The organism is Clostridium sp. CS1-1 (genome assembly GCF_056135525.1).
Window position 1 is genome coordinate 4,384,927 of sequence record NZ_CM148680.1, and the last position, 25,853, is coordinate 4,410,779.

General features: G+C 31.6%; 22 protein-coding genes, 5 tRNA genes and 3 other annotated features. Of the genes, 2 read left to right on the forward strand and 25 right to left on the reverse strand.

What is annotated here, in order from left to right:
- Nucleotides 1–154 precede the first annotated feature (154 nt).
- From AC0N0V_RS20750 to ytxC, 16 genes are all read right to left on the reverse strand, one after another.
- The gene (locus tag AC0N0V_RS20750) at nucleotides 155–1,147 is read right to left on the reverse strand and encodes a glycosyltransferase (protein WP_474460742.1); all 993 of its coding nucleotides are present in this window, start codon (nucleotides 1,145–1,147) and stop codon (nucleotides 155–157) included.
- A gap of 169 nt (nucleotides 1,148–1,316) precedes the next feature.
- Nucleotides 1,317–1,970 (reverse strand): glycosyltransferase family 2 protein, encoded by a 654-nt coding sequence (locus tag AC0N0V_RS20755; protein WP_474460744.1) that lies wholly within the window; start codon nucleotides 1,968–1,970, stop codon nucleotides 1,317–1,319.
- A 134-nt stretch (nucleotides 1,971–2,104) separates the two neighbouring features.
- Complete coding sequence (locus AC0N0V_RS20760) at nucleotides 2,105–2,965, reverse strand: alpha-1,2-fucosyltransferase (RefSeq protein ID WP_474460746.1); 861 nt, start codon at nucleotides 2,963–2,965, stop codon at nucleotides 2,105–2,107.
- Nucleotides 2,940–3,866, reverse strand: a complete 927-nt coding sequence (gene fcl / locus AC0N0V_RS20765) for a GDP-L-fucose synthase (protein ID WP_474460747.1) — start codon at nucleotides 3,864–3,866, stop codon at nucleotides 2,940–2,942. Before fcl ends, AC0N0V_RS20760 begins: the two co-directional genes overlap by 26 nt.
- A gap of 139 nt (nucleotides 3,867–4,005) precedes the next feature.
- A complete protein-coding gene (gene gmd, locus AC0N0V_RS20770) occupies nucleotides 4,006–5,070 on the reverse strand; it encodes a GDP-mannose 4,6-dehydratase (protein WP_474460749.1) in 1,065 nt (354 codons plus the stop codon).
- 294 nt (nucleotides 5,071–5,364) lie between these two features.
- Complete coding sequence (locus tag AC0N0V_RS20775) at nucleotides 5,365–5,964, reverse strand: cell division protein ZapA (RefSeq protein WP_474460751.1); 600 nt, start codon at nucleotides 5,962–5,964, stop codon at nucleotides 5,365–5,367.
- A gap of 458 nt (nucleotides 5,965–6,422) precedes the next feature.
- Nucleotides 6,423–8,801 carry a phenylalanine--tRNA ligase subunit beta gene (gene pheT, locus AC0N0V_RS20780; protein ID WP_474460753.1) on the reverse strand — a complete coding sequence of 793 codons (2,379 nt, stop codon included), beginning with the start codon at nucleotides 8,799–8,801 and terminating at the stop codon, nucleotides 6,423–6,425.
- A 26-nt stretch (nucleotides 8,802–8,827) separates the two neighbouring features.
- Nucleotides 8,828–9,847 carry a phenylalanine--tRNA ligase subunit alpha gene (gene pheS, locus AC0N0V_RS20785; protein WP_474460754.1) on the reverse strand — a complete coding sequence of 340 codons (1,020 nt, stop codon included), beginning with the start codon at nucleotides 9,845–9,847 and terminating at the stop codon, nucleotides 8,828–8,830.
- Between the two features lie 59 nt (nucleotides 9,848–9,906).
- Nucleotides 9,907–10,126 (reverse strand) — a binding site (T-box leader).
- Nucleotides 10,127–10,426: 300 nt separating this feature from the next.
- Nucleotides 10,427–11,209 carry a TrmH family RNA methyltransferase gene (locus AC0N0V_RS20790; RefSeq protein ID WP_474460756.1) on the reverse strand — a complete coding sequence of 261 codons (783 nt, stop codon included), beginning with the start codon at nucleotides 11,207–11,209 and terminating at the stop codon, nucleotides 10,427–10,429.
- A 13-nt stretch (nucleotides 11,210–11,222) separates the two neighbouring features.
- A complete protein-coding gene (locus tag AC0N0V_RS20795) occupies nucleotides 11,223–11,882 on the reverse strand; it encodes a potassium channel family protein (protein ID WP_474460758.1) in 660 nt (219 codons plus the stop codon).
- A gap of 11 nt (nucleotides 11,883–11,893) precedes the next feature.
- Complete coding sequence (locus AC0N0V_RS20800) at nucleotides 11,894–13,237, reverse strand: TrkH family potassium uptake protein (RefSeq protein WP_474460760.1); 1,344 nt, start codon at nucleotides 13,235–13,237, stop codon at nucleotides 11,894–11,896.
- A gap of 140 nt (nucleotides 13,238–13,377) precedes the next feature.
- Nucleotides 13,378–13,737, reverse strand: coding sequence for a 50S ribosomal protein L20 (rplT, locus tag AC0N0V_RS20805; protein WP_474460762.1), 360 nt, complete (start codon nucleotides 13,735–13,737; stop codon nucleotides 13,378–13,380).
- A 28-nt stretch (nucleotides 13,738–13,765) separates the two neighbouring features.
- Nucleotides 13,766–13,963: a 50S ribosomal protein L35 gene (rpmI, locus tag AC0N0V_RS20810; protein ID WP_474460765.1), complete on the reverse strand. Its 198-nt coding sequence runs from the start codon at nucleotides 13,961–13,963 to the stop codon at nucleotides 13,766–13,768.
- Nucleotides 13,964–13,982: 19 nt separating this feature from the next.
- Nucleotides 13,983–14,504: a translation initiation factor IF-3 gene (infC, locus tag AC0N0V_RS20815; RefSeq protein WP_474460767.1), complete on the reverse strand. Its 522-nt coding sequence runs from the start codon at nucleotides 14,502–14,504 to the stop codon at nucleotides 13,983–13,985.
- A gap of 33 nt (nucleotides 14,505–14,537) precedes the next feature.
- Nucleotides 14,538–14,650: a sequence feature (ribosomal protein L20 leader region), on the reverse strand.
- Nucleotides 14,651–14,699: 49 nt separating this feature from the next.
- Entirely contained in the window at nucleotides 14,700–16,616 is a 1,917-nt protein-coding gene (gene thrS / locus AC0N0V_RS20820; RefSeq protein ID WP_474460770.1) for a threonine--tRNA ligase, read from the reverse strand.
- Between the two features lie 69 nt (nucleotides 16,617–16,685).
- Nucleotides 16,686–16,962 (reverse strand) — a binding site (T-box leader).
- A 135-nt stretch (nucleotides 16,963–17,097) separates the two neighbouring features.
- Nucleotides 17,098–17,997 carry a putative sporulation protein YtxC gene (gene ytxC / locus AC0N0V_RS20825; RefSeq protein ID WP_474460772.1) on the reverse strand — a complete coding sequence of 300 codons (900 nt, stop codon included), beginning with the start codon at nucleotides 17,995–17,997 and terminating at the stop codon, nucleotides 17,098–17,100.
- 204 nt (nucleotides 17,998–18,201) lie between these two features.
- On the opposite strand from ytxC, the gene AC0N0V_RS20830 reads away from it, so the two are divergent.
- A complete protein-coding gene (locus AC0N0V_RS20830; RefSeq protein WP_474460773.1) occupies nucleotides 18,202–18,906 on the forward strand; it encodes a DUF6873 family GME fold protein in 705 nt (234 codons plus the stop codon).
- 262 nt (nucleotides 18,907–19,168) lie between these two features.
- Here AC0N0V_RS20830 and AC0N0V_RS20835 read toward each other — a convergent pair.
- From AC0N0V_RS20835 to AC0N0V_RS20875, 9 genes are all read right to left on the reverse strand, one after another.
- A tRNA-Cys gene (locus AC0N0V_RS20835) sits at nucleotides 19,169–19,243 on the reverse strand.
- A gap of 4 nt (nucleotides 19,244–19,247) precedes the next feature.
- A tRNA-Gly gene (locus tag AC0N0V_RS20840) sits at nucleotides 19,248–19,322 on the reverse strand.
- 4 nt (nucleotides 19,323–19,326) lie between these two features.
- A tRNA-Phe gene (locus AC0N0V_RS20845) sits at nucleotides 19,327–19,402 on the reverse strand.
- A 5-nt stretch (nucleotides 19,403–19,407) separates the two neighbouring features.
- Nucleotides 19,408–19,484: transfer RNA gene (locus AC0N0V_RS20850), tRNA-Asp, on the reverse strand.
- 5 nt (nucleotides 19,485–19,489) lie between these two features.
- Nucleotides 19,490–19,565, reverse strand: a tRNA-Val gene (locus tag AC0N0V_RS20855).
- 746 nt (nucleotides 19,566–20,311) lie between these two features.
- Nucleotides 20,312–21,196: an Hsp33 family molecular chaperone HslO gene (gene hslO / locus AC0N0V_RS20860; protein ID WP_474460774.1), complete on the reverse strand. Its 885-nt coding sequence runs from the start codon at nucleotides 21,194–21,196 to the stop codon at nucleotides 20,312–20,314.
- A gap of 43 nt (nucleotides 21,197–21,239) precedes the next feature.
- Nucleotides 21,240–21,983 (reverse strand): class I SAM-dependent DNA methyltransferase, encoded by a 744-nt coding sequence (locus AC0N0V_RS20865; RefSeq protein WP_474460775.1) that lies wholly within the window; start codon nucleotides 21,981–21,983, stop codon nucleotides 21,240–21,242.
- A 161-nt stretch (nucleotides 21,984–22,144) separates the two neighbouring features.
- Nucleotides 22,145–22,408 (reverse strand): small, acid-soluble spore protein, alpha/beta type, encoded by a 264-nt coding sequence (locus AC0N0V_RS20870; RefSeq protein WP_474460776.1) that lies wholly within the window; start codon nucleotides 22,406–22,408, stop codon nucleotides 22,145–22,147.
- Nucleotides 22,409–22,482: 74 nt separating this feature from the next.
- Nucleotides 22,483–24,186 carry a peptide ABC transporter substrate-binding protein gene (locus tag AC0N0V_RS20875; RefSeq protein WP_474460777.1) on the reverse strand — a complete coding sequence of 568 codons (1,704 nt, stop codon included), beginning with the start codon at nucleotides 24,184–24,186 and terminating at the stop codon, nucleotides 22,483–22,485.
- Nucleotides 24,187–24,814: 628 nt separating this feature from the next.
- Between AC0N0V_RS20875 and AC0N0V_RS20880 the strand changes: the two genes are divergently transcribed.
- Entirely contained in the window at nucleotides 24,815–25,810 is a 996-nt protein-coding gene (locus AC0N0V_RS20880) for an aspartate-semialdehyde dehydrogenase (RefSeq protein ID WP_474460778.1), read from the forward strand.
- Nucleotides 25,811–25,853: the final 43 nt, after the last annotated feature.

The window sequence follows — 25,853 nt, forward strand, 5'->3', positions numbered from 1 at the left end:
ACAAATAATTAACCAGTTATCACCTTGTCTATGAGCATTTCCTAAAGTAAAAAGAACAATGATTCCGCTTAATAGAATTATTGTTCTTTTTAAAGTATAATTTTATCTTAAATGTATTTTCTTCTTGGAAGTAAAGTATTGCACAAAGATAAAATTAATTTTTCCCTATTTTCAAATAACTTTCACAAAGTACTTTGATACACTTATCCCAGTTATACTTCTCTATAACGTAAGACTTCAGTTTGGAATCTTTATTTTGCTTCATTCCAAGTTTAACTGATTCATAGACACTGTCTATATCATAAGGATTACAGTACAAAGACATTTTATTAAAATATTCTTCAGCACATCCTTCACTTGTTGATACTATATTACATCCACTTGCTGCAGCTTCTAGCGATGATAAACCTGGGGCTTCTATAAATGAAGGTAATACATGTAGCTTAGCAAACCTGTAGGCATTATACACATTATAGCTATCCATAAATCCAAGATATACTACATTCTTAAATTTCATACACTCGTCGAAATATTTTTTATCCCCTATATTTCCAATTAGGACTAATTGGGTTCCCAAGTCATTGCACACTTTAGATAAAAGTAATTGATTTTTTCTTCTATCTATTGTACCAACGCATAGTATATAATTATTCAAATTATATCTATTTTTAAAATTATAAAGCGGCACATCATCATTTTCTACTTCTACACCATTATAAATTACAGTATAAGGAACCCAACTTCCAAATTCTTTTTGTATTAGTTCTCCTTCGGCTTTACTGCTAGGATATATAGTCTTGCACCCCTTCAATATTTCTGTTCTGTATATCTTACACCTATCCCATAACTTAATACTTTCTAAATCATTAATATGATTATAATACTTCTTTAAATTCCAATACACAGAAGATAACACTATATTTTTTTTATAAGACTTAGCTATTTTAAAATACTTATAAGTTTCTCCTACCATTGCCAAATTAAATAAATGTATTATATCGTAACTAGAGTAGTCTGTTATATCACCATTATTTATATCTACACTTAATCCCATTTTTTTCAGATGCTCTTCTGTTTTTAGGATCTGCATAGAATCTCCCGCAAAGTTCCTATAATAATCTCCTCTTACGCAAAGTAGTATCTTCATAAGCGAATCCCCCTAAAAGTTTACATATTACTATAGTCTTAAAATATTATTATGCAGTACCTCAAACTAATATCACGAATTATCGGAATATTCTTTTTACAATGGTAGGTTCTGAAAAATTCATGGATTACTTGTATCTTTCAATATTCTATTATTCTTTGTTTATAAACTAACTTAAATAAAAATTTTTCAAAATATCTAAGTTATTTCCGTAATTATCCATTGATGCATGAGGATGATGTAAATGCCATACGCTAAATCCATCTAGTCGTGCATTTACACCACAGTGCTTATACATAGCCATTGAAAATGCATCATCTTCACATCCCCATCCTTTAAAACGCTCATCAAATCCTCCAACTTTTTCGAAGCATTGCCTAGGAACTATAACTATTTGACTATTTATACCAGTACAAATATGACATCCATCAAAATCGACATCAGACATAGTAAGAGATGGCTCTTGATTTAATAGCCATGTTGTTTGATCTGGTGTTAAAAACTTCGAATAAGTGAATGGCAATACCCAAACATAATTTTTTAGTGTTTCAATTCCTAGCTCCATTTGTTTTACATCAAATGATATATCTGCATCAGCAATCATAAATATCTCTCTAGTGGCTCTCTTTGCAGCATTATTTATAGCTGCTGACCTGCAAAATGGATCTATATCTGAATCACCTATACATATTTCGGCATTAGGTAACAAAGCACTATATCTTCTTTTTATCCACTGCCAGTTTTTCTCACGGCACCCCCCATCAGATTTAAAAGGTATGAGTACTGAAATTCTTTCATCAAGCATAGTAAGGCATCCTTTCATATTTTTATTTCAATATATTCACATTCATTAAAAATGTGTTTTAAACTTCTTATAAAAAGAGAATTGTTAAATTGTAAAGTATGGATAAAAATCTCTTTCCAGTAAATCACTGATAACTTCAGTGACTTATTACATTAAATTCTTATCCATGATTCTGGTATTAAGTCTGAAGTATTCGTATTTTTATTATTAAACCAATTTTTAGGTGCAATTATAATCCTACTACTATTTTTTCCAAGCCATGCTCCCCACCAGCTAAAAGTGCTATTAGCTATTATATGATGTTTACATAAACTCATTAAATTCAAATCTTCATAGTTCTTATCAGTATCATTAATGTCAACAAAGATTACTTTGTATTTTAGTTTAAGATTTCGTTTTGCCCACTCTATGTCATCAGAAAAAATAAAGAACTGGGGCTGCTCTATCAAACTTGAAATTTTATTTACAGCGTTATGATAATATTCTAAAGAATAAAGTTCCCTGATTATAGAGTTTGGTATATTTAAATAATCTCCTCGTCTAATGTGTAAGCTTACAGAGTTACAGCTTTGAATTTTATTAACCATTTCCATATTTAATGCATCTGATTTATTTTTCAGTGTAAATTCTTGTCTTATAACATTTTCAATATCCTTAAAATATTTCTCACTTTGCCAGTAACCTTGCAAATACACATCTCCTTGTAGATCTAATATATCTTTATCAAAATGAAAATGTTTTTCATATACGTAAAAATTTCTTTTTACTCTATCTATTTCTTTCTCATCTGCTATATTTTCTATTATATTAAAATATTTTAGACAGTACTTTCTATGATTTTGGGGAACATATGAAGAACCATCTAACTTGACAGGTATTTGACTTGCTATAGATAATTTTCTTCCTAGGGCATATTGAAAAAGCTGATTTCCTAATCCCCCTACTAATGACACTATAATCATTTGTATTTCTCTCCTTACCAATTTTTTAATAATTTTGAGTAAACCATTCATACACTTGCTTTATTCCTTCTTCCAAATCTATTTTGTATTTCCACCCAAGATTACTTAATTTATTAACATCTAGCAATTTTCTAGGTGTCCCATCTGGTTTACTTTCATCAAATCTTAATTCCCCTTCATATCCAACTATATTTGCAATTACTTCTGCCAGTTCTTTTATTGTAACTTCTCTTCCTGTTCCAATATTTACATGTTCCTCGCCATTGTAATTCTCCATGAGATAAACACAAGCATCAGCCATATCGTATACGTGTAAAAATTCTCGAAGAGGCTTACCTGTACCCCATATCTCTACATAAGGTTTATTATCTTTCTTAGCTTCATGAAATTTTCTTATAAGAGCTGGCATTACATGAGATGTTTGCAAGTCAAAGTTGTCATTAGGGCCATAAAGGTTGGTTGGCATAACACTTATAAAATTGTCTCCATATTGTCTCTTAAAAAACTGACACATTTTCAATCCTGATATTTTGGCAAGTGCATAGCCCTCATTTGTCTGTTCAAGATATCCAGATAGCAAATATTCTTCCTTTATTGGCTGCGGACACATCTTAGGGTATATACATGAACTTCCTAAAAACATAATCTTTTTAACTTTAAAATCATGCGCTGCCTTTATTACATTGCACTCTATCATTAGATTTTCATAAATAAAATCTGCTGGAGACTTATTATTAGCATTAATACCGCCAACCTTGGCTGCTGCTAAAAAAATATATTCAGGTTTTTCTTTTCTAAAAAACTCTCTTACCTCCTCAGCATTTGTTAGGTCTAATTCATTGTGACCTTTCCCAATTATACTTTCATATCCTTTAGCCTTTAAACTTCTAACTATAGCTGAACCTACAAGTCCTCTATGTCCTGCAACGTAGATTTTACTATCTTTCTCCATTAACATACTCCTCTTTAATAATTGCTTACTTGTCACTTTTATATTCTAAAATATAACCTTTAATGGTCAGCAAACGGATAACTTAATTTATCACTGCTAATCTATAAAAACTTTGAAAAACTTTACCCTATAAAGTTATCTAATGACGTGATAAATACTCACTTAAGTTTATTCCTGCTATCTCTTTTAAATCTGATTCTATCATCATATTCACCAATGATTTAAAATCTACTTTTCTTTTCCACCCCAGTTCCTTTTCTGCTTTAGATGGATCTCCAAGCAGAAGATCGACCTCAGTAGGTCTGAAGTATCTTTGATCTATATCAATAAGAATTTTTCCTGTTTTCTTATCAATTCCCTTTTCATCTATACCATTTTCTTTCCACTCTATTTCTACTCCAACTTCTTTAAAGGCTAATTCCACAAATTCCCTCACTGTATGGGCTTCACCTGTAGCAATTACATAATCTCTAGGTTTAATTTGCTGAAGCATTAACCACATAGCTTCAACATAATCTCCTGCATATCCCCAATCCCTTTTAGCATCAATATTTCCTAAAGAAAGCTTTTCTTGTTTTCCTATTACTATATTAGCTATTGCCCTCGTAATTTTTCTTGTAACAAAGGTTTCTCCTCTTCTTGGTGATTCATGGTTAAATAGAATACCATTACATGCGAATAGGTCATAAGCCTCTCTATAGTTAACTGTAATCCAATAAGCATATTGTTTTGCTACCGAATAAGGGCTTCGGGGATAAAATGGTGTTTTTTCATTTTGTGGTGCAGTGTCCACCAAGCCACCAAAAAGTTCAGAGGTAGATGCCTGATAAAACTTACAATATAAACCACTTTCTTTTATAGCATCAAGTATTCTAAGCGTTCCAATAGCATTTGTGTCCGCTGTATATTCTGGAACTTCAAAGGATACTTGAACATGACTTTGTGCTGCTAAATTATATATTTCATCTGGTTGAATTTTTTCTAATATCCTGTTCAAATTGCTTGAATCTATTAAATCTCCGTAATGAAGAAATAATTTTTTATTTCCTATTTCAGGATTTTCAAATAAATGATCTATTCTTTTAGTATTAAAACTACTTGTTCTCCTTATAATCCCATGAATCTCATAATTCTTACTCAACAAAAACTCAGTTAAATAAGAGCCATCTTGTCCAGTTATACCTGTTATTAATGCTTTTTTCATATTTAATCACACTCTCTATACAAGTTTTCCATAACTTTCAAAATACGCTTATAACTAGTTAGATACTTTTGGTATTAGTAATTCAGGCATATTTTTTCTCCAATAAGATATAAATTTTATACTAAATACTACAAAGTATATTCATTAAATTTACATAATATATACTATTATCAACTTAACATAAGTGTTCATATTTTAAATAAATATAGATATCTTAGAGCTACCTTTATTTAATACTGCAATTATTTCAATAGAATAAAACCCGAACTAATTGAATCACAATTAGTTCGGGTTTTATCTTATATTTTCACTTAAAAGAGGATTGTTTTGCTTTTTTTGCGTTGCCAGGTTTACCTGGTTTTCTATTAACTTATGCTGTAAATCTATCACTTTATACTTAGCAGATTGAAGTTGAAACTTAAGCTCTTTATTTTGAGATTTAATTTCTGTATTCTCTTCTATATATTTCTGAGCTGTTTCTTTCATTAACTCCATTTCCTTGGTAATACTCTTAATCTCTTGGTCCTTTTGCTCAAGCTCTTGCGCACTCGTGCTATTCTTTAATTTTAATTGTAACTCCGAGTTATACTCTTGCATATGCTCAAGCTGTTTCTTCAAGGATTCTATTTCCGTTTGATATTCTTTATGTTTTTTTTCTACCTGATGAACATTCTCTAAAAACTTTTCATACTCTTTCTGTCTTTTAAACATTTCATCTACCACATTTACGGCAGAAAGAACAGCTGCTGAGGAAGTACTCAACTTTTTATTATTTTCTAATATGCTTTTTATTTTCTTATCTACATAACTTGCTACAGTATGTAAGTACTCATCGTTTTCTTGACCCTTTAAATTATACTCAATGCCATTTATCTTAACTGTTACTATATTCATGTGAACACCCTCTTAGATAATTACTCTTTATTCCAGATTACCTACCATTATTCTACCATAAAACTTGTATATATTAAACAATTTTATAACAAGTTATCAAATATAAACAGATTTCTAAGCATCAGATAGTATTTAATTACGTCTGATGCTTAAAAATCCTTATCAAGGACGTAGTCACTCTAATAAAAAAGACAGTAGGATGATTGCTCTTCTCTACTGCCCTTTTTATCCGATGACTTCCCGCTCTAATACTCCAATCACACTCTGTGAAAGCAATTCATACAAAATTAGAGATTTGGGCTCTCTACTTAGCTATGCATAAGTGATTCCCACCAAATCAGAGATTTGGGCTCTCTACTTAACTATGCATAAGTGATTCCCACTAAATCAGAGATTTGGGCTCTCTACTTAGCTGTGCATAAGTGATTCCCACCAAATCAGAGATTTGGGCTCTCTACTTATCTAAGCTGTGCTCCCAACTTATTTTCTAAAGTTCTTACTATCTTATCATGAACTTTGTTTACATCTGCATCTGTTAAAGTTCTATTTTCTACTCTATAAACTATAGAGTAAGCTATGCTCTTCTTACCTTCTGGTACTTGTTCTCCTTTATACACGTCAAATAATTTTATGCTTTCTACCATGTTTCCACCTTGTTTCCACATGATATCTTCTATCTCTTGCACAAGTACACTATCATCTATTAATATTGCCATATCCCTTGTTACTGCAGGGTATTTAGGAAGAGCTTTATATTTTCTATCTAAGTTTGCATTACTATAAAGTACATCTAAGTTTAATTCTGCTATATAACATCTTCCATCTATACCATAGTTATCAGCAGCGTCAGGATGAACTTCTCCCAGAATACCTACTAAATCTTTCTTTATGTAAAGAGCAGCAGTTTTTCCTGGATGGAAGGTAACATTTTCGCTTTCTCTCTTAAATGAAAATTTTTGAACTCCCAATGTGTCCAATATATTTTCTACTATTCCTTTTAGATTAAAGTAATCTACTCCACCATATAATCCTATTGTTACTATGTTTCTCTCCTCTGGCAGTTTAGTTTGATCTTCATTTGGTATATAAACTTTACCCATTTCAAATAATCTTGCGTATTCATTATTTCTTGAGTAATTTCTAGCAAGTGATTCTAGCATAGATGGTATAGTAGTTGTTCTCATTATGCTATAATCCTCTCCTAAAGGATTTCTTATAGCTACAGCATTTCTTAAGCTACTATCTTCAGGTAAAAGCACTTTATCAAAAACTTTACGACTTACAAAAGAATAGCTTATTGATTGGTTAAGTCCGCTTCCTATTAAAGCTTCTATAACTTTATCATCTAAGTGCTGCTTTGTATTTTTTCCACCTCTAGTACTAGCAGTTTTTACAAGAGTTGTAGGAATATTATTATATCCGTAAATTCTTGCTATCTCTTCTGCTACGTCCTCCTTTATATTTACATCACATCTAAATGTAGGTACATTTATAACTAAAGTGTCTCCCTTTATCTCAGTGATTAAATCTAATCTATTTAGATAACCTCTCATGTCTTCCTTAGAGATTTCTGTTCCAAGGAATTTATTGATCCAGTTATATTCTACTTCTACAGTATGAGGTTGAAGTTTTTCAGGATATATATCAATAGTGCCTTCCATAACTTCTCCTGCCCCTATTTCTTCAACTAGATGGCAAGCTCTATTCATAGCAATTTCAACTAAATTTGGATCTAAATCTTTCTCAAATCTTGATGAAGCTTCAGTTCTAAGGCCTAGTTTTTGAGAGGACACTCTTATGTTAGTTCCATTAAAGTTAGCGCTCTCAAAAACAACATATGTAGTATCTTCCTTTACCTCTGAATTAAGCCCTCCCATGATTCCTGCAAGACCTATCGTTTTTTCTCCATCTTTTATATTAAGCACATCTGAGTTTAAAGTTCTCTCTTCACCGTCTAATGTAGTAAATTTTTCTCCTTCTTTTGCCCTTTCTACTACTATAGTTCTAGTTGATATCTCTCTAACATCGAATGCATGCAGCGGTTGACCAAGCTCTAACATAACGAAGTTTGTTATATCTACCATGTTATTTATCGGTCTAACACCTGCTTCTAAAAGTCTATCCTGCATCCAACCTGGTGATGGTTCTATTTTTATATTTTTTACACCTCTTGCCATGTATCGTCTGCATAATTGATCTCTTATCTCCACTTTTATTTCATTTTCTATATCATCGCTGCATACTGTGTTATATAGTAGCGATGGAACTTGATAAGTTGTATTTAAAGTAGCTGCAGTTTCTCTAGCCATACCTACTATACTTAAGCAATCAGGTCTATTAGAAGTTATTTCTAAATCTATTATTGCACTTGTCATATTTAAAACTTCTTTTATATCTTTGCCAATTGGCGTATCTTGAGGAAGTATCATAAGTCCATGCACAGGCTCATCTCCTGCTATTCCGAGCTCTTCTTCTGAGCAAAACATACCATTTGAAACTACTCCTCTAAGCTTACCTTTTTTTATCTTTACTCCATTATGTATTGTGGAGCCGTGAAGAGCTGCAGGTACTATATCTCCTTCTTTCATATTAGTAGCACCTGTAACAATTTGTATCGGCTCAGCTTCTCCTATATCTGCAAAACAAACAGATAACTTATCTGCATCTGGGTGTTGTTCTATTTTTGCTAATTTAGCTGTAACAACATTTTGTATTTCGTCACCGGTAGTTACAACTTCTTCTACCTTAGAACCACTTAAAGTTAGTCTATCCCCTAACTCCTTTGGTGAAATATCTACATCAACATAGTCTTTTAACCATTTAACAGGAACTTTCATTTCAATATCCTCCTTATTTATCCTAATTAAAATTGATTTAAGAATCTCATATCACTTTCATATAACTGTCTTATATCATCAATTCCATACTTAAGCATAACCATTCTATCTACTCCAAATCCAAAAGCAAATCCGCTGTATACTTCAGGATCTATCCCACAATTTCTTAAAACCTGTGGATGTACCATACCGCAACCTAAAAGCTCCATCCAGCCCTCGCCTTTACATACTCTACAACCTTCTCCGTCACATACAAAGCATGTAGCATCCATTTCTGCTGAAGGTTCTGTGAATGGGAAATGGTGTGGTCTAAACTTAGTCTTTAAATCATCTCCAAACATCTTTTTAGCAAATACCTCAAGCGTTCCCTTTAAATCTGCAAAGGTTATTCCCTTATCTACTACTAGCCCTTCCATTTGATAGAATATTGGTGAGTGTGTGGCGTCCACTGCATCAGAACGATAAACCTTTCCTGGAGCTATCATCTTTATAGGTGGCTTTTGTTCCTCCATTGTTCTAACCTGTAGTGGTGAGGTTTGAGTTCTTAAAACCAAGTTATCATTTATATAAAATGTATCCTGTTCACCTCTTGCAGGGTGATTCTTAGGTATATTTAATGCTTCAAAATTATAATAATCAAGCTCTACCTCTGGACCTTCCTCTATCGTAAAGCCCATTGATATGAATATTTCCTTCATATCGTTTAAAGTTTGCTCAAGTGGATGTCTTTTTCCCAGGCTCTGTTTTATTCCAGGCATGGAAATATCGATTATTTCACTCTGTAATCTTATATTTTTTTCTTTATTCTTTACTTCTTTTGCGTATTCTTCTAAAGAAGTTTCAATTGAAGCTCTTACCTCATTAGCAATCTTTCCAACTAAAGGTCTCTCTTCTGCAGAAAGCGCACCCATACCTCTAAGTATTTGTGTTAACTCTCCCTTTTTGCCAAGGTATTTAACTCTTATGTTTTCAAGCTCAGAACTATTTACAGCACTCTTTAACTCTTCAAGAGCACTATTACCTATAGATTGTAATTTTTCTTTCATTTGTTCTTCTCCTTTCTACATTACCTAATTTACTACAAAATAAAAAAGTCCATCCCTAGTTAAGGGACGAACTTAAATCCGCGTTACCACCCAAATTGATACTGAAATAAACAATATCCTCTTTGTAAATTTATCGGTTATCCCGCCAACTGCTACTCTTCTTTCACAGCAAGAACTCCAGAGTGAACTTCAATATATAATCTTCTAAGAAGGTTTCCACCCAAGCCCTTCTCTCTCTTAAAGAAACTATATATTTACTCTCTCCATCATAGTTAATATATGTAATTTTACTTTCTAATTTTACAGATACATTTCACTATTGTCAATAGAAATTTAATATCTTTCATCAGAAACAAAACCATTAGCTACATAGCTAGTTTATTATTATAACTCAAGAATGAATGCATTTAAATTATTTATTATGTTTCTTGATAAACTTATCCTTAGGATCTTAGAACTTTTGATTGTCTGAGCGATAGCGAGTTATCAAAAGTTCTTGGATTATAGGGATAAGTGAATCTTAGAAGCATAGTAAATAATTTAACGCATGAATGTTGAGTTATAATAATAAACTAGCGTTTAACTAAGGTTTTGTCTCACCACTTCAAACATCATAACTGACGCTGCTACAGATACATTTAGGGATTCTGCTCCGCCAGGCATTGGTATCTTGATTTTTATATCTGATAAATCAAATAGTTCTTTACTTATACCATTTCCTTCATTTCCGACAGCTATTATTACTTTATCTTTTAAGTCTACATCATAAAAATTATTCACCGTATCTAGTGAGCTTACAACTAATTTAAATCCATTAAATCTTAAAAGCTCCAGTTGTGCCAAGTTATCATCTTGTATTATTGGTATGTGAAAAACAGATCCCATTGTAGACCTCAAGGTTTTTTCGTTATAAATGTCAACGGTACCCTTCGTCATTAATACTCCTAAGGCTCCTGCTGCATGAGCTGTTCTTATTATTGTGCCCATATTTCCTGGGTCTTGAACTTTATCAGCCAATATGTAAAATCCTTGCTTATTCTCAAGGGCAATATTTTTATTATTAACAACAGCTACAATTCCTTGAGGAGTATCTGTGCTACTTATGATTTTTAAAATCTGCTCTGTAACACTATAAACTTTTGTGTTTTTTTGTAATTTAGATTCAACATCGAAATTATTCCACCTATCCTTGGCACTTTCACTTATAAAAACTAAAGGAACCTCAAAATCAGATTCTAAAGCTTCACATGCAAATCTAAATCCTTCAACTAAAAATTTGCCACTTTCATTTCTATACTTTTTTTCCTTCAGTTTTTTTATATCTTTGATTAATAGGTTATCTTTACTTTGAATAGTTTCCAATTATGTTTCACCCTTATCCCTTAATAATCTCTAGCTTATTTAAACATTTATACTTACCTATTGCTACAATTACATCCCCTTTTGCAATTGTATAATCTGAGCTAGGAGATATATCAATATCATCTTTTCTTTTAACCGCTACTACATTTATACCATACTTCGCTCTCATGTCTAGTTCTCCTAGTGTTTTATTATGCCATTCTTCAGAAGACATAATTTCAGCAATACTGTATTCGGAAGAAAGCTCGATGTAATCTAATACATTATCCCCAACAAGGTCATGAGCAACTCTCACACCAGTATCTCTTTCAGGGAAAACCACCTTATCGGCACCTATCTTATATAAAATCTTTGCATGAAGTTCAGTATTTGCCTTGGCAATTACATATTTGATTCCAATTTCTTTGGCTAAAAGAGTTATCATTACACTGTCTTGTATATCTACTCCTATTCCAACTATTGCCACATCAAAATTATTTATACCTAATGATTTTAAATTTTCTTCATCTGTAGCATCTGTGTGAATCGCATGTGTTACATCTTCAGATATATTTTGAACTCTTTCCTCATTCGCATCTACCGCTAAAACATCATGACCTAATTGATATAATGTTTTTGCAACTGATGTTCCAAATCTTCCTAAACCTATTACGAGAAATTGTTTCTTTTCCATAAACTCCACCCCTATCCAATTATAATCTTATCTTCAGGATATTTAATAGAACCAGGCATACTTTTTTGTGCAAGAGCTAGCGCAACAGTCAATGGACCTAATCTTCCACAATACATAATAAATGCTATTAATAATTTTCCTCCCGTGCTTAAATTTGGTGTTAAACCAAGTGTTAGTCCTACAGTTCCAAAAGCAGATACAACTTCATAAATAATATAATCTAGAGATGCTTTTTCGGTTATACAAAGTATAGTTGTTGCTACCAAAACAATACCCATTCCTAATGTAGCTACTACAAGCGCTCTATACACAATTTCCTTACCTATTCTTCTTTCATACACTTCAGCATCTTCTCTACCCTTTATAACAGATATAACGGTAATAATAAGTAGAGCAGCTGTTGTTGTCTTTATTCCGCCTGCAGTTGAACCTGGTGATCCTCCAATGAACATAAGTGCTATAGTTAAAAACTTTCCACCCTCAGTCATATCAGCAGTAGGCACAGAATTAAATCCAGCGGTTCTAGGTGTGATCGATGCAAATATAGAATTCACTATCTTATCTTTTAGTGTCATATTAGCTATAGTTTTAACATTGTTCATTTCAAATAGAAACATTAAAATTGCTCCACCTATAATTAATACCGCAGTAGATATTATTACTATCTTTGAATGTAAGGATAGTTTTTTTGTAGTTCTATAAGTGTATATCTCCTGCCATACAAAGAACCCGAGTCCTCCTGTCACAATTAAAGCTCCTATAGTTAATAATATTACTGGATTATCTGTATATGGAGTCACGCTTCTAAAATCACCTATTAAATCTATTCCTGCATTACAATAGGCAGATACAGAATGAAAAATCCCATAATATATACCTTTAGCAACTCCAAATTCAGGTATAAATTGAGTTGCCAAAAGAGTTGCTCCAATAACCTCTACTAAAATAGTAAATTTCAATAGATATTTTGACATTTTTACAAGCCCTTGTATAGAAAAAGAATTAAGAGACTGCTGTATAACAAGTCTTTCTTTTAAAGTAATTCTTTTACCCATAAGTAATGCAAATAATGTAGCTATGGACATAAATCCTAGGCCACCAATCTGTATTAAAAATAAAATTACGAATTGCCCAAAATGACTCCAATGGGTTCCTGTATCTAATGTTACTAGTCCTGTTACACAGGTTGCTGACGTTGCTATGAAAAGACAATCAATGAAATTAGTATACTGACCACTTCGTGATGATATTGGTAAAGATAATAAAATTGCTCCAATAAAAATTACTATGGCAAAGCCTAAAACTAATATCTGAATTTCATTAACTTTAAACCATCTGCTGATTGCTACCTTCATTTTAGATTCCTTCCTTATTAAATGAAAATTTTGTTTAGCTTTATTATATATTATCTGTAGTTCCTCACTAATTATTTATACACCTTGTCCAATAATAAATATAAAAAATGCAGCGTAATCGCTGCATTTTTTATGTAATATTAAGCGTTAATTTGCTTTTTAGCTATTTCAACTAATTCAGTGAATGCTTTTGGATCATTTATTGCTATTTCAGAAAGCATCTTTCTGTTTATATCAATACCTGCATTTTTTATTCCATTCATGAATCTAGAATATGAAAGACCATTCATTCTTGTAGCAGCATTTATTCTTGCTATCCAAAGTTTTCTGAAATCTCTCTTCTTTAATCTTCTTCCAACATAAGCATTTCTTAATGCTCTTATAACTGTTTCATTAGCTGTTTTAAATAACTTGCTTTTTCCACCATAGTAACCTTTTGCAAGCTTTAATATTTTTTTATGATATTTACGAGCATTGACAGCTCTTTTTACTCTTGCCATTTAAAAATCCTCCTTCTTGAACCTGCCATTATGCGTAAGGCATTAATGTCTTCATTGTTTTTTCTTGAGTTTCTGAAACATATGCAGTCTGTCTAAGATTTCTCTTAGTCTTTGTGCTCTTCTTTGTTAATATATGGCTCTTGAAAGCTTTTGCTCTTTTAAGCTTACCTGATCCTGTAACTTTAAATCTCTTTGCTACGCTTTTCTTTGTTTTCATTTTTGGCATAATAAGTTCCTCCTCTCGATTACGCTTTCTTTGATGATAGAATCATTATCATGTTTCTACCTTCTAGCTTTGCTTCTTTTTCTATTATGCATACATCCTCAACTTTAGCGTAAAAAGTTTCTAATATCTTTTTACCTAGATGTGAGTAATCAGCCTCTCTACCTCTAAATCTAACAGTTACTTTAACTTTATCACCTACAAGTAAGAACTTTCTTGCATTGTTAGCTTTAATAGTAATATCATGTTCTTCGATAGTTGGGCTTAGCCTAACTTCTTTGACATTGATAACTTTTTGCTTCTTTTTGGCTTCTTTATCCTTCTTAGATTGCTCATAAACAAACTTGCCATAATCCATTATCTTGCAAACTGGTGGATTAGCATTTGGTGATATCATAACCAAATCTAACTCTTTTTCTTCTGCGATTTTAAGAGCTTCTCTAGATGATAAAATGCCAAGTTGAGATCCATCATCTCCAATAACACGTATCTCTTTTTCTCTTATTTCTTCATTTAAAAGAACATCTTTACTAATAACTTTCACCTCCTAGTTAACTTAAAACAGTTCTTCTATATTCAATATAAAAAAGGACGGCAAAAGCCGTCCTTAGAATGCATCAGTAAAAAATGAATTCTTTAACCTTACTAGCCTTGCCGTAAGGTGAGAAACGGCTGTTTCTTCTTAACAAATAGTATTATACTATCTTATTTTACATCTGTCAACAAGTTTATTAATAAACTAATCAATTGAACTTATTTTTTTATCTATCTCTTCTTTTATCTTTGAAATAAATGCCTCTACGCTCATAACTCCGATATCACCTTGTTTTCTATTCCTAACAGCTGCAGTTCCATCGTTCATTTCCTTATCTCCTATAACAAGCATATAAGGAACTTTTTGAAGTTGTGCCTCTCTAATCTTGTATCCAATCTTTTCATTTCTTAAGTCTATTTCAACCCTTATATCACTTTTCTTTAATTCACTAGCAATTTTCTTTACATAATCAGCTTGTGCATCTGTTATATTCATAATCTTAACCTGTACTGGTGCAAGCCATGTAGGGAATGCTCCAGCATATTGTTCAGTTAATATTCCTATAAATCTTTCGATTGAACCAAATACAACCCTATGAATCATAACCGGTCTGTATTTTTCCCCGCCTGCTCCAACGTAAGTTAAATCAAATCTTTCTGGCATTTGGAAGTCAAGTTGGACAGTTCCACACTGCCATGTTCTACCTATGCAGTCTTTTAGATGGAAGTCTATCTTCGGTCCATAGAATGCTCCATCTCCTTCATTAACTCTATATTTAAGTCCTATGTCTTCTAAAGCATCTCTTAATCCATTAGTTGCTGCTTCCCAATCTTCATCACTTCCCATAGAGTCTTCAGGTCTTGTTGAAAGCTCAACAAAATATTCAAATCCAAATACTTTATAGAAGCTATCTATAAGTCTTATAACACCAAGTACTTCTTCCCTTATTTGTTCTTTAGTGATAAACATATGAGCATCATCTTGAGTAAAGCATCTAACTCTCATCAATCCGTGTAATGCTCCTGACTTTTCATGTCTGTGAACAACTCCCATTTCAGCATATCTTAATGGTAGATCTCTGTAAGAGTGTTTATTGTTTTTGTAAACAAGTATTGAACCAGGACAGTTCATTGGCTTTATAGCATAATCTCCCTCATCAATCTTTGTAAAATACATATTGTCTTTATAGTGATCCCAGTGTCCTGATTGATGCCATAATGCTTCATTTAAGATTATAGGAGTCATTATTTCATCATAGTCAGCTTTTCTATGAGTTTCTCTCCAGAAATTCTGAAGTGTATTTCTAACTACCATTCCCTTTGGATGGAAGAATGGGAATCCTGGACCTTCTTCATGAATACTGAACAAATCTAATTCTCTACCTATTTTTCTATGGTCTCTCTTTTTTGCTTCCTCAAGCATATTTAAGTGAGCATCGAGATCAGCTTTCTTTTCAAATACTGTTCCATAGATTCTTTGAAGCATCTTATTCTTTTCGTCTCCTCTCCAATAAGCTCCTGCTATTGAAAGAAGTTTCACTGCCTTTGCTTTTCCAGTTGATGGTATATGTGGTCCTGCACATAAATCAGTAAAATCGCCATCCTTATAGAAAGAAATTACTGCATCCTCTGGTAAATCATTTATTAATTCAACTTTGTAAGTTTCTCCTTTTTCCTCCATAAGCTTTATAGCTTCTGCTCTTGGAAGTTCAAATCTTTCAAGCTTATAATCCTCTTTAGCTATTTTGTTCATTTCAGCTTCTACTTTTTCTAGCATTTCAGGAGTAAATGAAAAGTCTGCATCGAAGTCATAATAGAATCCATTATCTATTGCTGGTCCTATAGCTAATTTAACGTCTGGGTATAATCTCTTTATAGCCTGTGCAAGCATATGAGAAGCTGTATGTCTTAATATCTTCCTTCCTTCTTCATCTTCAAAAGTTAGTATTTCAAGCTTACAATCCTCATTAATTTCTGTCATTAGCTCAGCTACTTCCCCATTTACTTTTGCGCCTAATGCTTTTTTCGCTAATGATGTACTTAGTTTAGCAGCTACTTCTACTACCTTTGTTCCCTTTTCCACTTCAATTAAATTTCCATCTTTTAAAGTGATCTTTACCATGATTATTCCTCCCTTTGTAACAATTATTATAAATTGAATTTTCTACAAAATAAAACACTCATCCCATATACATGGGACGAGTGTTGAACGCGGTTCCACCCAAATTTAATAGTACCTATATTGCTAGGTTAAAGAATAACTTGGAAATTGCTTATTCTATAACATCTAATCAATTAATAACTATCATCTCTAGACCTTTAACGCAGGTTAACGATATTACTTACTATAATTCAGTATACAGCTCAAAGGTGGTTTTCAATAAACCTTGCTCAAAGAATCTTTCAGCCATTGGATTCTTCTCTCTTGGAGTAGTGTATTATTTACTCTTCCTCGTCATTGCTTTTAATTTTATTTTATTAAATTATATTATTTAAATTTTACGATGTCAATACCTGTAAACTAAAAATAATGAATATTTCTTAATTCATTATTTTATCAAATATTATACTTCTTAATATTATTACCTGATTTAAACTTCATCTTATATTCTATGAACGCTTCTCTTTATTTCCTTGCAATTCTCACAATCATTACAGAACTCTACTCGATTTGTAAATACCTTTTTTATTGTATCTATTAACTCATCATTTCTACAATTTTCTACACAATGAATTATTATCTTCTCAGGTGAATTAGTAATTAAAACACTTATTATCAAATCTTCTACATTAGTATTTTCCCTATATCTTATATCATTTAAATCACTAAATAAACTTTCAGTAATATCTTCATCATTTTTATCTCTTACTACGTATTTCCCTTCAATGTCAATTTCTATATTGACTAGGTCAATTTTACTCTCCTGTATTTCTACAAAATATTTTAGTAGTTTTATAAACTCATTATATTCTTTTTCAACCATATATCTTTCAACTACTTTATCTATTATACCTTCTAAATCATCTTTTAATTCCTTCATCCTAAATCTCATAAAACCATTTATATTTATTTCATTATTTTCATCAATACATTCAACAATTTTATCTATTATTGCATTTCTCTTATTCATACAATAAATAGAATTCTCATCTATTATGCTTCCCTCTCCCTTTAGCGTTTCTAGGCTACTATCTTTAATTTCTTTAAGCTCATCATATTTCAGAAAAAAGTATGTATCCGATAAAAAATTCATCATATCTTTCTTATAAAACTGATCTATAACAGCATTATATAATATATTAGCTATATGTATATTAAACATATTATGAAGCTTGCTGTTCATTTCTTCTTCACAGAATATCTTTACGAAGTGAGTATTTGACTCTATGCTTTCCGAAATACCTATAACTATGTTCTTATTTTTAAAATACTCTTTTATATAATTTATTCCGTCTATTATATCTTCTCTATCATTATCATACACTATTGTAAGTAATAGCATTCCTCACACTCCCTTCTTAAAAATAGTATGCGTTTAAACAAAATCCCTATTCAAAATCTTTTTGTCAAATACCGACATTGTTAATTTAGATTGAAAGTCAGAATCAAAAGATATAAAATTAAATATAATCTTTACTTACGAAATTTCAACTAAGTTATTCACTAGCTACTTAGTTAAATCATTGTTTACAAGGAAGGTTTTTGTATGAAATATGCTATTGTAGATTTTAGAATAAGTGATGAGGAAAAATACAACCTTATCAATTTAGGATTTAATATTTTAATTTGCCCTCCCTCAAGATTATTATACCAAGCAGTTTGCGGTCATCCTGATATGCTTTTACATATTATTGATAAAAATAATATTATAGTCCATCGAGATATTGATAAGGGTTTTGTCGTTTTTTTAAAGAATTTAGGTTTTAATATAATACTGTCGAAAAATAATTTAAAGAGTACTTATCCTGAGGATATTGCTTTAAATAGTATAAGTTTATCTAACTTATTTATTCATAACATTAAATATACAGATGAAGAACTTCTTCATCGGATGAGTAATAAGAAACTGATAAATGTAAAACAAGGATACACCAAATGCTCAACAGCTGTAGTAAATAAACATGCAATCATGACTAGTGACAAAACTATAGCTAAAGCATTAATTCAAGAAAATATAGATGTGTTATCACTTCCACCAGGAGATATTTTACTGCCTGGTTTAAGTTACGGATTCATTGGAGGGTGTTGTGGACTTATTTCTAATGATACTTTAGCCTTTTATGGCGACTTAGAATTCTATACACATAGAAAGATGGTATTAGAATTTTTAGAGAAGCATAACGTAAAGCCTGTATATTTAAGAAAAGGAAAGTTAATAGATAGAGGAAGCCTTTTTGTAATTTACAGTTAAAGATTTTTTCCTAGTAACCTTACAAAAATAGATAATTTATTATTGTTGTCTTTTACCTTTTGTAAAATATTGATTATTCAGATTAAAACGAGCCTTAATCCAAATCTTTTATTATCAGATATCAAAAGTTCAAGTTTACAAAATAAATTAAAATTTTATAACGAAATAAAAAAACTCTATAATTAACCGTTTATTAGATACTAATATTTAAGTTAATACAAAAACAAAAGAACTATCTAAAAATTAGATAGTTCTTTCAGTTTGGAGGCGCCACCCAGATTTGAACTGGGGGATAAAGGTTTTGCAGACCTCTGCCTTACCACTTGGCTATGGCGCCGTATTGGAGCGGAAGATGGGATTCGAACCCACGACGTTCACCTTGGCAAGGTGACGCTCTACCACTGAGCCACTCCCGCAAACTGGTGGCCAGACCAGGAATCGAACCAGGGACACGAGGATTTTCAGTCCTCTGCTCTACCGACTGAGCTATCTGGCCTAATTTGGCGACCCAGAAGGGACTCGAACCCTCGACCTCCGGCGTGACAGGCCGGCACTCTAACCAACTGAGCCACTGGGCCGCGTATGGTGGGCACAACAGGGATCGAACCTGTGACCCCCTGCTTGTAAGGCAGGTGCTCTCCCAGCTGAGCTATGCGCCCATACGCTATGTCTTTAAGACATTTATTATTATATAACCAGTTTTGAATATTGTCAACATATTTTTTACTTTTCTCATTCGACGTTACCATCGCGCTGCTGACATGTATTATAATACAAAAATAATTGAATACTGTCAATGCTACATTTTGACTTTATTTAGAATTAGACTCATATTCCTTCATTTTTGTATCTAATTCTCTACTTTCCTACATAATGTATCTTTTAAATTAGTTGAAAATATAGACTTTCAACATGATACAAACTTGGTACACCATAAAATCATTTTAAATTTATCATTATTATAAACAGACTTCTAAGCATCAGATGGAGTTTTAACTCCACCTGATGCTTATAAACAGAGTTCTTAGTGGCTTTGACACTTAGAACTCGTTATCCTTTAGGGGAAGTCGTTATCCAGGGGCGTAGCCGCTCTTTACTCCCCCTCGGAGAAAAGCAGATATCCCAAATCTCTGATTTGGTGATAGTCGCTTTCACACCGTGCGGCAAGTATTATAGCGGGTAGTCATCGGATAAAGTAGCATATAATAAGTTCTTAGAATACATTTAAGTAAGTGCTTTTTAGTATCCTTAGCTTCTAAAATTATGAAAATCTTGGAATTTTTAATTGTTTGAGTGCTAATCGAGTTGTCAGAATTCTTATTCTAGACGCTTTAGAATACTTAAGAGCAATTAATAGTATCAAATAACTTTTTATACACCACTTTTCGTTTGCTAAATAATAAAATTACTTTCCTACTTCTTCAAGTATCTCCCCTATCTGTTCATTTGTAAATTTATAAGATTTATTACAGAAATGACACTTAAGCTCTTCTGTCTTACCTTCATTATACAGTTCTTCTAAATCCTTTTTTCCTATACTTATAAATGCTCTCTCCACTCTTTCTCTCGAGCAATCACATTTATAAACTGGAGTTATACTCTCATGTATTTTTAAATCCATACCCTCGAAGATATAGTTAAGTATATCCTCTATAGACATTCCCTTTATTATCATCTCTGTTATTGATGGTATTTCTTCAAGTCTATAAGTTACTAAATCAGCAGCTAACTCATTTGCGCCAGGCATCATCTGTATTATAAATCCACCTGCTGCTTTTATACTTAAATCAGTATTTACAAGAACACCTAGTCCTACAGCTGATGGTGTTTGCTCAGACACTGTAAAGTAGTACGCTAAGTCGTCTCCTATTTCACCTGAATAAATAGGTACTTGACCAACATAAGGCTCTTTTAGTCCCATATCTCTTATAATAACTAAATTACCATTCTTTCCTATAGCCCCGCCAACATCTAGCTTTCCCTTACTATTAGCAGGTAAATCTACAGATGGATTGCCTATATACCCTTTTACACTAGCATCTACATATGAAGTTACTACTAACCCTTTGGCCTCTCCCCCTCCTGACATTTGGATGGTTAAAGTATCCTTTTCTGATTTTAGCATTGATCCCATGAGACTTCCTGCAGTTAACATCCTTCCAAGAGCTGCTGATGCGGTTGGAGCACAATTATGAATTTTGACTCCCTCATTTACAAGTTCCGTAGTTATTGCTGCAATTATTCTAATATCCCCATTACTAGCAGTAGCTTTAACTAATTTATCTGACATAATTATAAATCCTCCTTAGTTACAAATAATTTATTAAAAACCTTTAGTTCTTCTTACTTACTACGTATACTATCCTCTCTGTACTGTCAGTTATATTGTTATGTTCATAGTTATCCATTATTCTTATAATTTTAAAATTTACTTTCTCTAATAACTGCTCAATCTCTTCACATGTATATGCTCTCTCCGAGTGATGCTCATCAAACCTTCTATACAACTCGTCTTCTTTTACAAAAAACGTTAGATACATGTCCACAATTTCGTTTTCAAGGGAGTTTTCCCATATATAAGTTACACTTTCATCATCATAATTATATACGTTATTTCCCAATACATTAGTAAGCTTATAATGCGAATTTATATCAAATATAAATATTCCATCATCATTTAAATGGTTAAACACGCTGGTTAAGTACTTTTTTATATCATTTATATCCAATATATAGTTTGTAGAATCTAAACAGCAGGTTATAAGATCAAATTTTCTATTCAAGTTCAGTTCTACTATGTCCTGGCATACAAATTTAACTTTTAGTCCTTTAGACCTCATCTTTGTTTCTGCTTTTGTTAACATATCCCCTGATAAATCTACAGCCCAGGTACTATTAAATTTAGGGGCTATTTTCTCTGTTATATTTCCAGTTCCACAACCTAAATCAAGATACTCTCTCTTATCTAAATTGAGTTCTTCACATATTTCTATAACCACATTTGCCCATCTTTCATAATCTATATCATTGTTTATAAGCTCATCGTAAATCTGAGCAAACTCCTTATAACAATCCATAATAGCATCCTTTCAAAAAACATAAAGTAAAATCTATAAAATTATTCATCAATTAATATTATAAATTTTTAATTAATTAGTCAATAATTTTAGGTTATTAATTAAGCAAATTGCCTAATTCGCAATTTGCTTAATCCTATTTCATTTAAACTATTATCCTATTATTTATTTTGTTTTAAGTTGTTTAGAATAACTTCATTCTTAGGAATATTTAATTCCTTTTTTCTTCGTGTCATCATCCCCCCTATCCGTCCAGTCTCTTCTGCTGTAAGTCCACTCCAACCATACTTATCTACCTTATCGCTAAGTCCTAACTCGTCAGCTATTTCATATTTTAGCTTTTCTCTCAATTTCTCAACTTCACTAAGTTCTCTATGAGATTTCAATTTAGCTTTTATAACTTTCTTTAATGGAGTATTCGCCATGTTGTACCACCCTCCCATTATTTCTGTTTATTATTTTTTACAATAAGAGGATTATTTATACATGATTATATTGTTTACTCCCACCGCCCTTGAGTATAAGCGTATTTAAATTCTACTTCCGGACCAACTGTAGGAAATATCAAATTTTTTATATATTTTTGTTTATATATATACTTATTTCTATAAGCCGTAGGTGATATCACTGCATCATTTAAAATTAAAATCTTCTCAGCTTCTTTGAAACAATTGAATCTTTCCTCATTTTTATCACTCCCAAGCAACGCGGCCTTTGTGATTAACTTATCATAATTGATATTAGACCATCCTGTTTTAATTATATTTGTACCTGAATGCCATAAATATAACTCTGACATAGGGTCATTATAATCAGAACTCCAAATCATGCTAGCAATTTGATAATTACCTTCCCCTATCTTTTTTTGAAAAGCCTCCCAATCAACATATTCAATTTTAATGTTTATACCAAGGTTCCTTATATACATTTCCTTAAAGAATTCCGCTATTTCCTTCTGACTTTTATCCAGTCCAGGTTGTAGATATGTAACTGTAATTTTACTTGGATCCTTGCCTAATCCCAATTCTTCTAATCCACTAATTAGTAGTTCCTTAGGGTTTGGTGAAATTTCCTTTAATTCCTTAACTAAATCTGAGCTTGATCTTTGCCTAAAATCATCATTTCCAATATTTATTGAAGGTGGTATCCAGCTATATGCTGGTGTATAAACTCCTCCCCACAGTTTTTTCGAAATTTCTTCTCTATCTATCGCTAAAGTAAATGCTTTTCTCACCTTATCATTACTAAAGAGTCTATTCTTTTGATTAAAAACCTCATAGTTTGTGGACAGCATAGGAACTAAGAATTCATCAAATTCAGAAGTTTTATTAAGACTTTCCTTCCATTTCGCATTAGCGACCTTTATTAAATCTATTGATTTATTGTCGAATTCATTTAATAAATCCTCATCAGATTTTGTTAATTGTATAGTTACCCTTTGTAGTTTAACAGACTTAGCATCCCAATAACTCTCATTTTTAACTAATTCAATTTTATTACCATGAGTCCACTGTTTTATTGTAAATGGGCCGCAGTATACCATCGTATCTGCTTCCATACCATACTTATCTTTATATTTATCTACAATATCTTTTCTTTGTGGTTGCATTCCTACTAAGCTTGTTAAACTTAAAAAATATGCACAAGGTGATTCAAGTGTTATTTCCAAAGTTTTATCATCTATAGCTTTAACCCCTACTATATCCGAAGATAATCTATTTCCTTTATGTTTTTCTACATCATTGTATGTTCTAGCCCCTTTAATGTGATACAATAAAAAAGCATATTGAGAATCTATTTTCGGATCTAAACTTCGCTTAATTCCATATTCATAGTCTTTTGCTGTAACTTTTTGCCCATCAGACCATTGATTATCCCTTAAATGAAAAATCCACTTTAACCCATCTGATGATATATCCCAGCTTAATGCTCCAGCTGGCTTGACTACACTCTTTCCGTTTTCATCTTTCTCAATTCTTGTTAGTCCTTCATTAGTTTCAATAAGAACCTGTGAAGAATATACATCTCCAGCTTTGGCCTGATCTAAAACTTGTGGTTCTTCACCTAAAACTATATTTAAAAATTGCCCCTTATCATTTTGCAGCGCCACAGTTTCAACGACTTTGTTCTTACATCCTGATAACACTACAGACGCAATAATAAGAGATATGCATAATCTAACTATAAACTTACTATCTTTCAAAACAATCTCTCCTTAAATAAACATAATAAATCTTCATGTAATCTATCTAAATAAAATACTTTATATTATCCCCTGCACATCCTATAGATTCTAACCCTTGTATTCCAAAACTATACACACTTTTAATTTTTTATATAAAGCTCTTATATTTTATCCAAACTTTATTCAATAAAAGTAGAACTTTTATATGAAATATTTATAAAATATAACATAGGGTAAAATATTCAATGTTCAATATAATGAAATTCTAAACATGTTTAACTTTTAAAAATAACACCTAATTAAATTTATTTAAATATCTGTAACACATATAAAGTTTTATCTCGTTTATCTATATAAAAATAAATATCATAATTTGTTTTATAATTTTAATACATTATTATATAAAGTTCTCATGTATAAAACACTAATAATACTAATGTGAGATACAATTCGTAATTTTATGAACTTAGAATTAATATTTTCTAAAATTACATCCATTTTAACATTCGTCAATGATTACGATTACACAATTAAAATAATAACAAACTAATATATATTCACAAACATTGTATTAATAAAAAGGTATATATTTTTACTTTAACCAGATATATAATATAATAAAAGTGAAAATCAGGAGGTATTAAAAATGAAATATAACGTAGCAGTTGTTGGTTCAACTGGAATGGTTGGCAGAAAATTTATTGATGTATTAGCTGAAAGAAATTTCCCAATAGATACTATCTATTTTTTTGCTTCAGCAAAATCAGCAGGTAAGGCATTAAAGTTTAAGGACAATGATGTAATGGTTGAAGAATTAAAAGAAGACAATATAAAAAATAAAAAAATAGATTTCGCATTATTTTCTGCTGGTGGAGATGTAAGTAAAGAGTATGCCCCTATATTTGCAAGATATGGCGCTACAGTTATAGATAACAGTAGTGCTTGGAGAATGGATCCTAATGTACCTTTAGTAGTCCCAGAAGTAAATCCAGAAGACATTAAGTGGAATAAAGGTATTATTGCTAATCCAAACTGTTCTACAATACAAGCAGTAGTTGCATTAAAGCCACTTCAGGATAAATACGGAATAAATAGAATTATTTACTCTACTTATCAAGCAGTCTCTGGTGCTGGGCTTGGCGGATATAATGATCTTTTCGAAGGTTATAAAAATATCCCACCAAAAAAATTTCCTTATCCAATAGCAGGTAATGTTTTGCCTCATATAGATGTCTTCCTAGACAACGGCTATACAAAGGAAGAGATGAAAATGATTGACGAAACTAAAAAAATCTTACATGACGATAGCCTAAGGATTACAGCAACTACAGTTAGAGTACCTGTAGTATATGGTCATAGCGAAAGCATAAACGTAGAATTAAAAAACAGTTTTGAACTAAGTGATATTTTTGAGATATATCAGAATGCAAATGGAATTATTCTAAAGGATGATGTGCAAAATTTAGTTTATCCAATGCCTATAGATGCTGCTGGACGCGATGAAGTTTTCGTCGGAAGAATAAGAAAAGATTTTAGTTCTGATAACGGACTAAATCTATGGGTTGTAGCAGATAACATAAGAAAAGGCGCTGCTTCCAATGCAGTTCAAATTGCCGAGTATATAATTAGCGAGAATAAGTAATTTATCTAATTATCTTAGTATAAATTATTTATAAATAAAAATA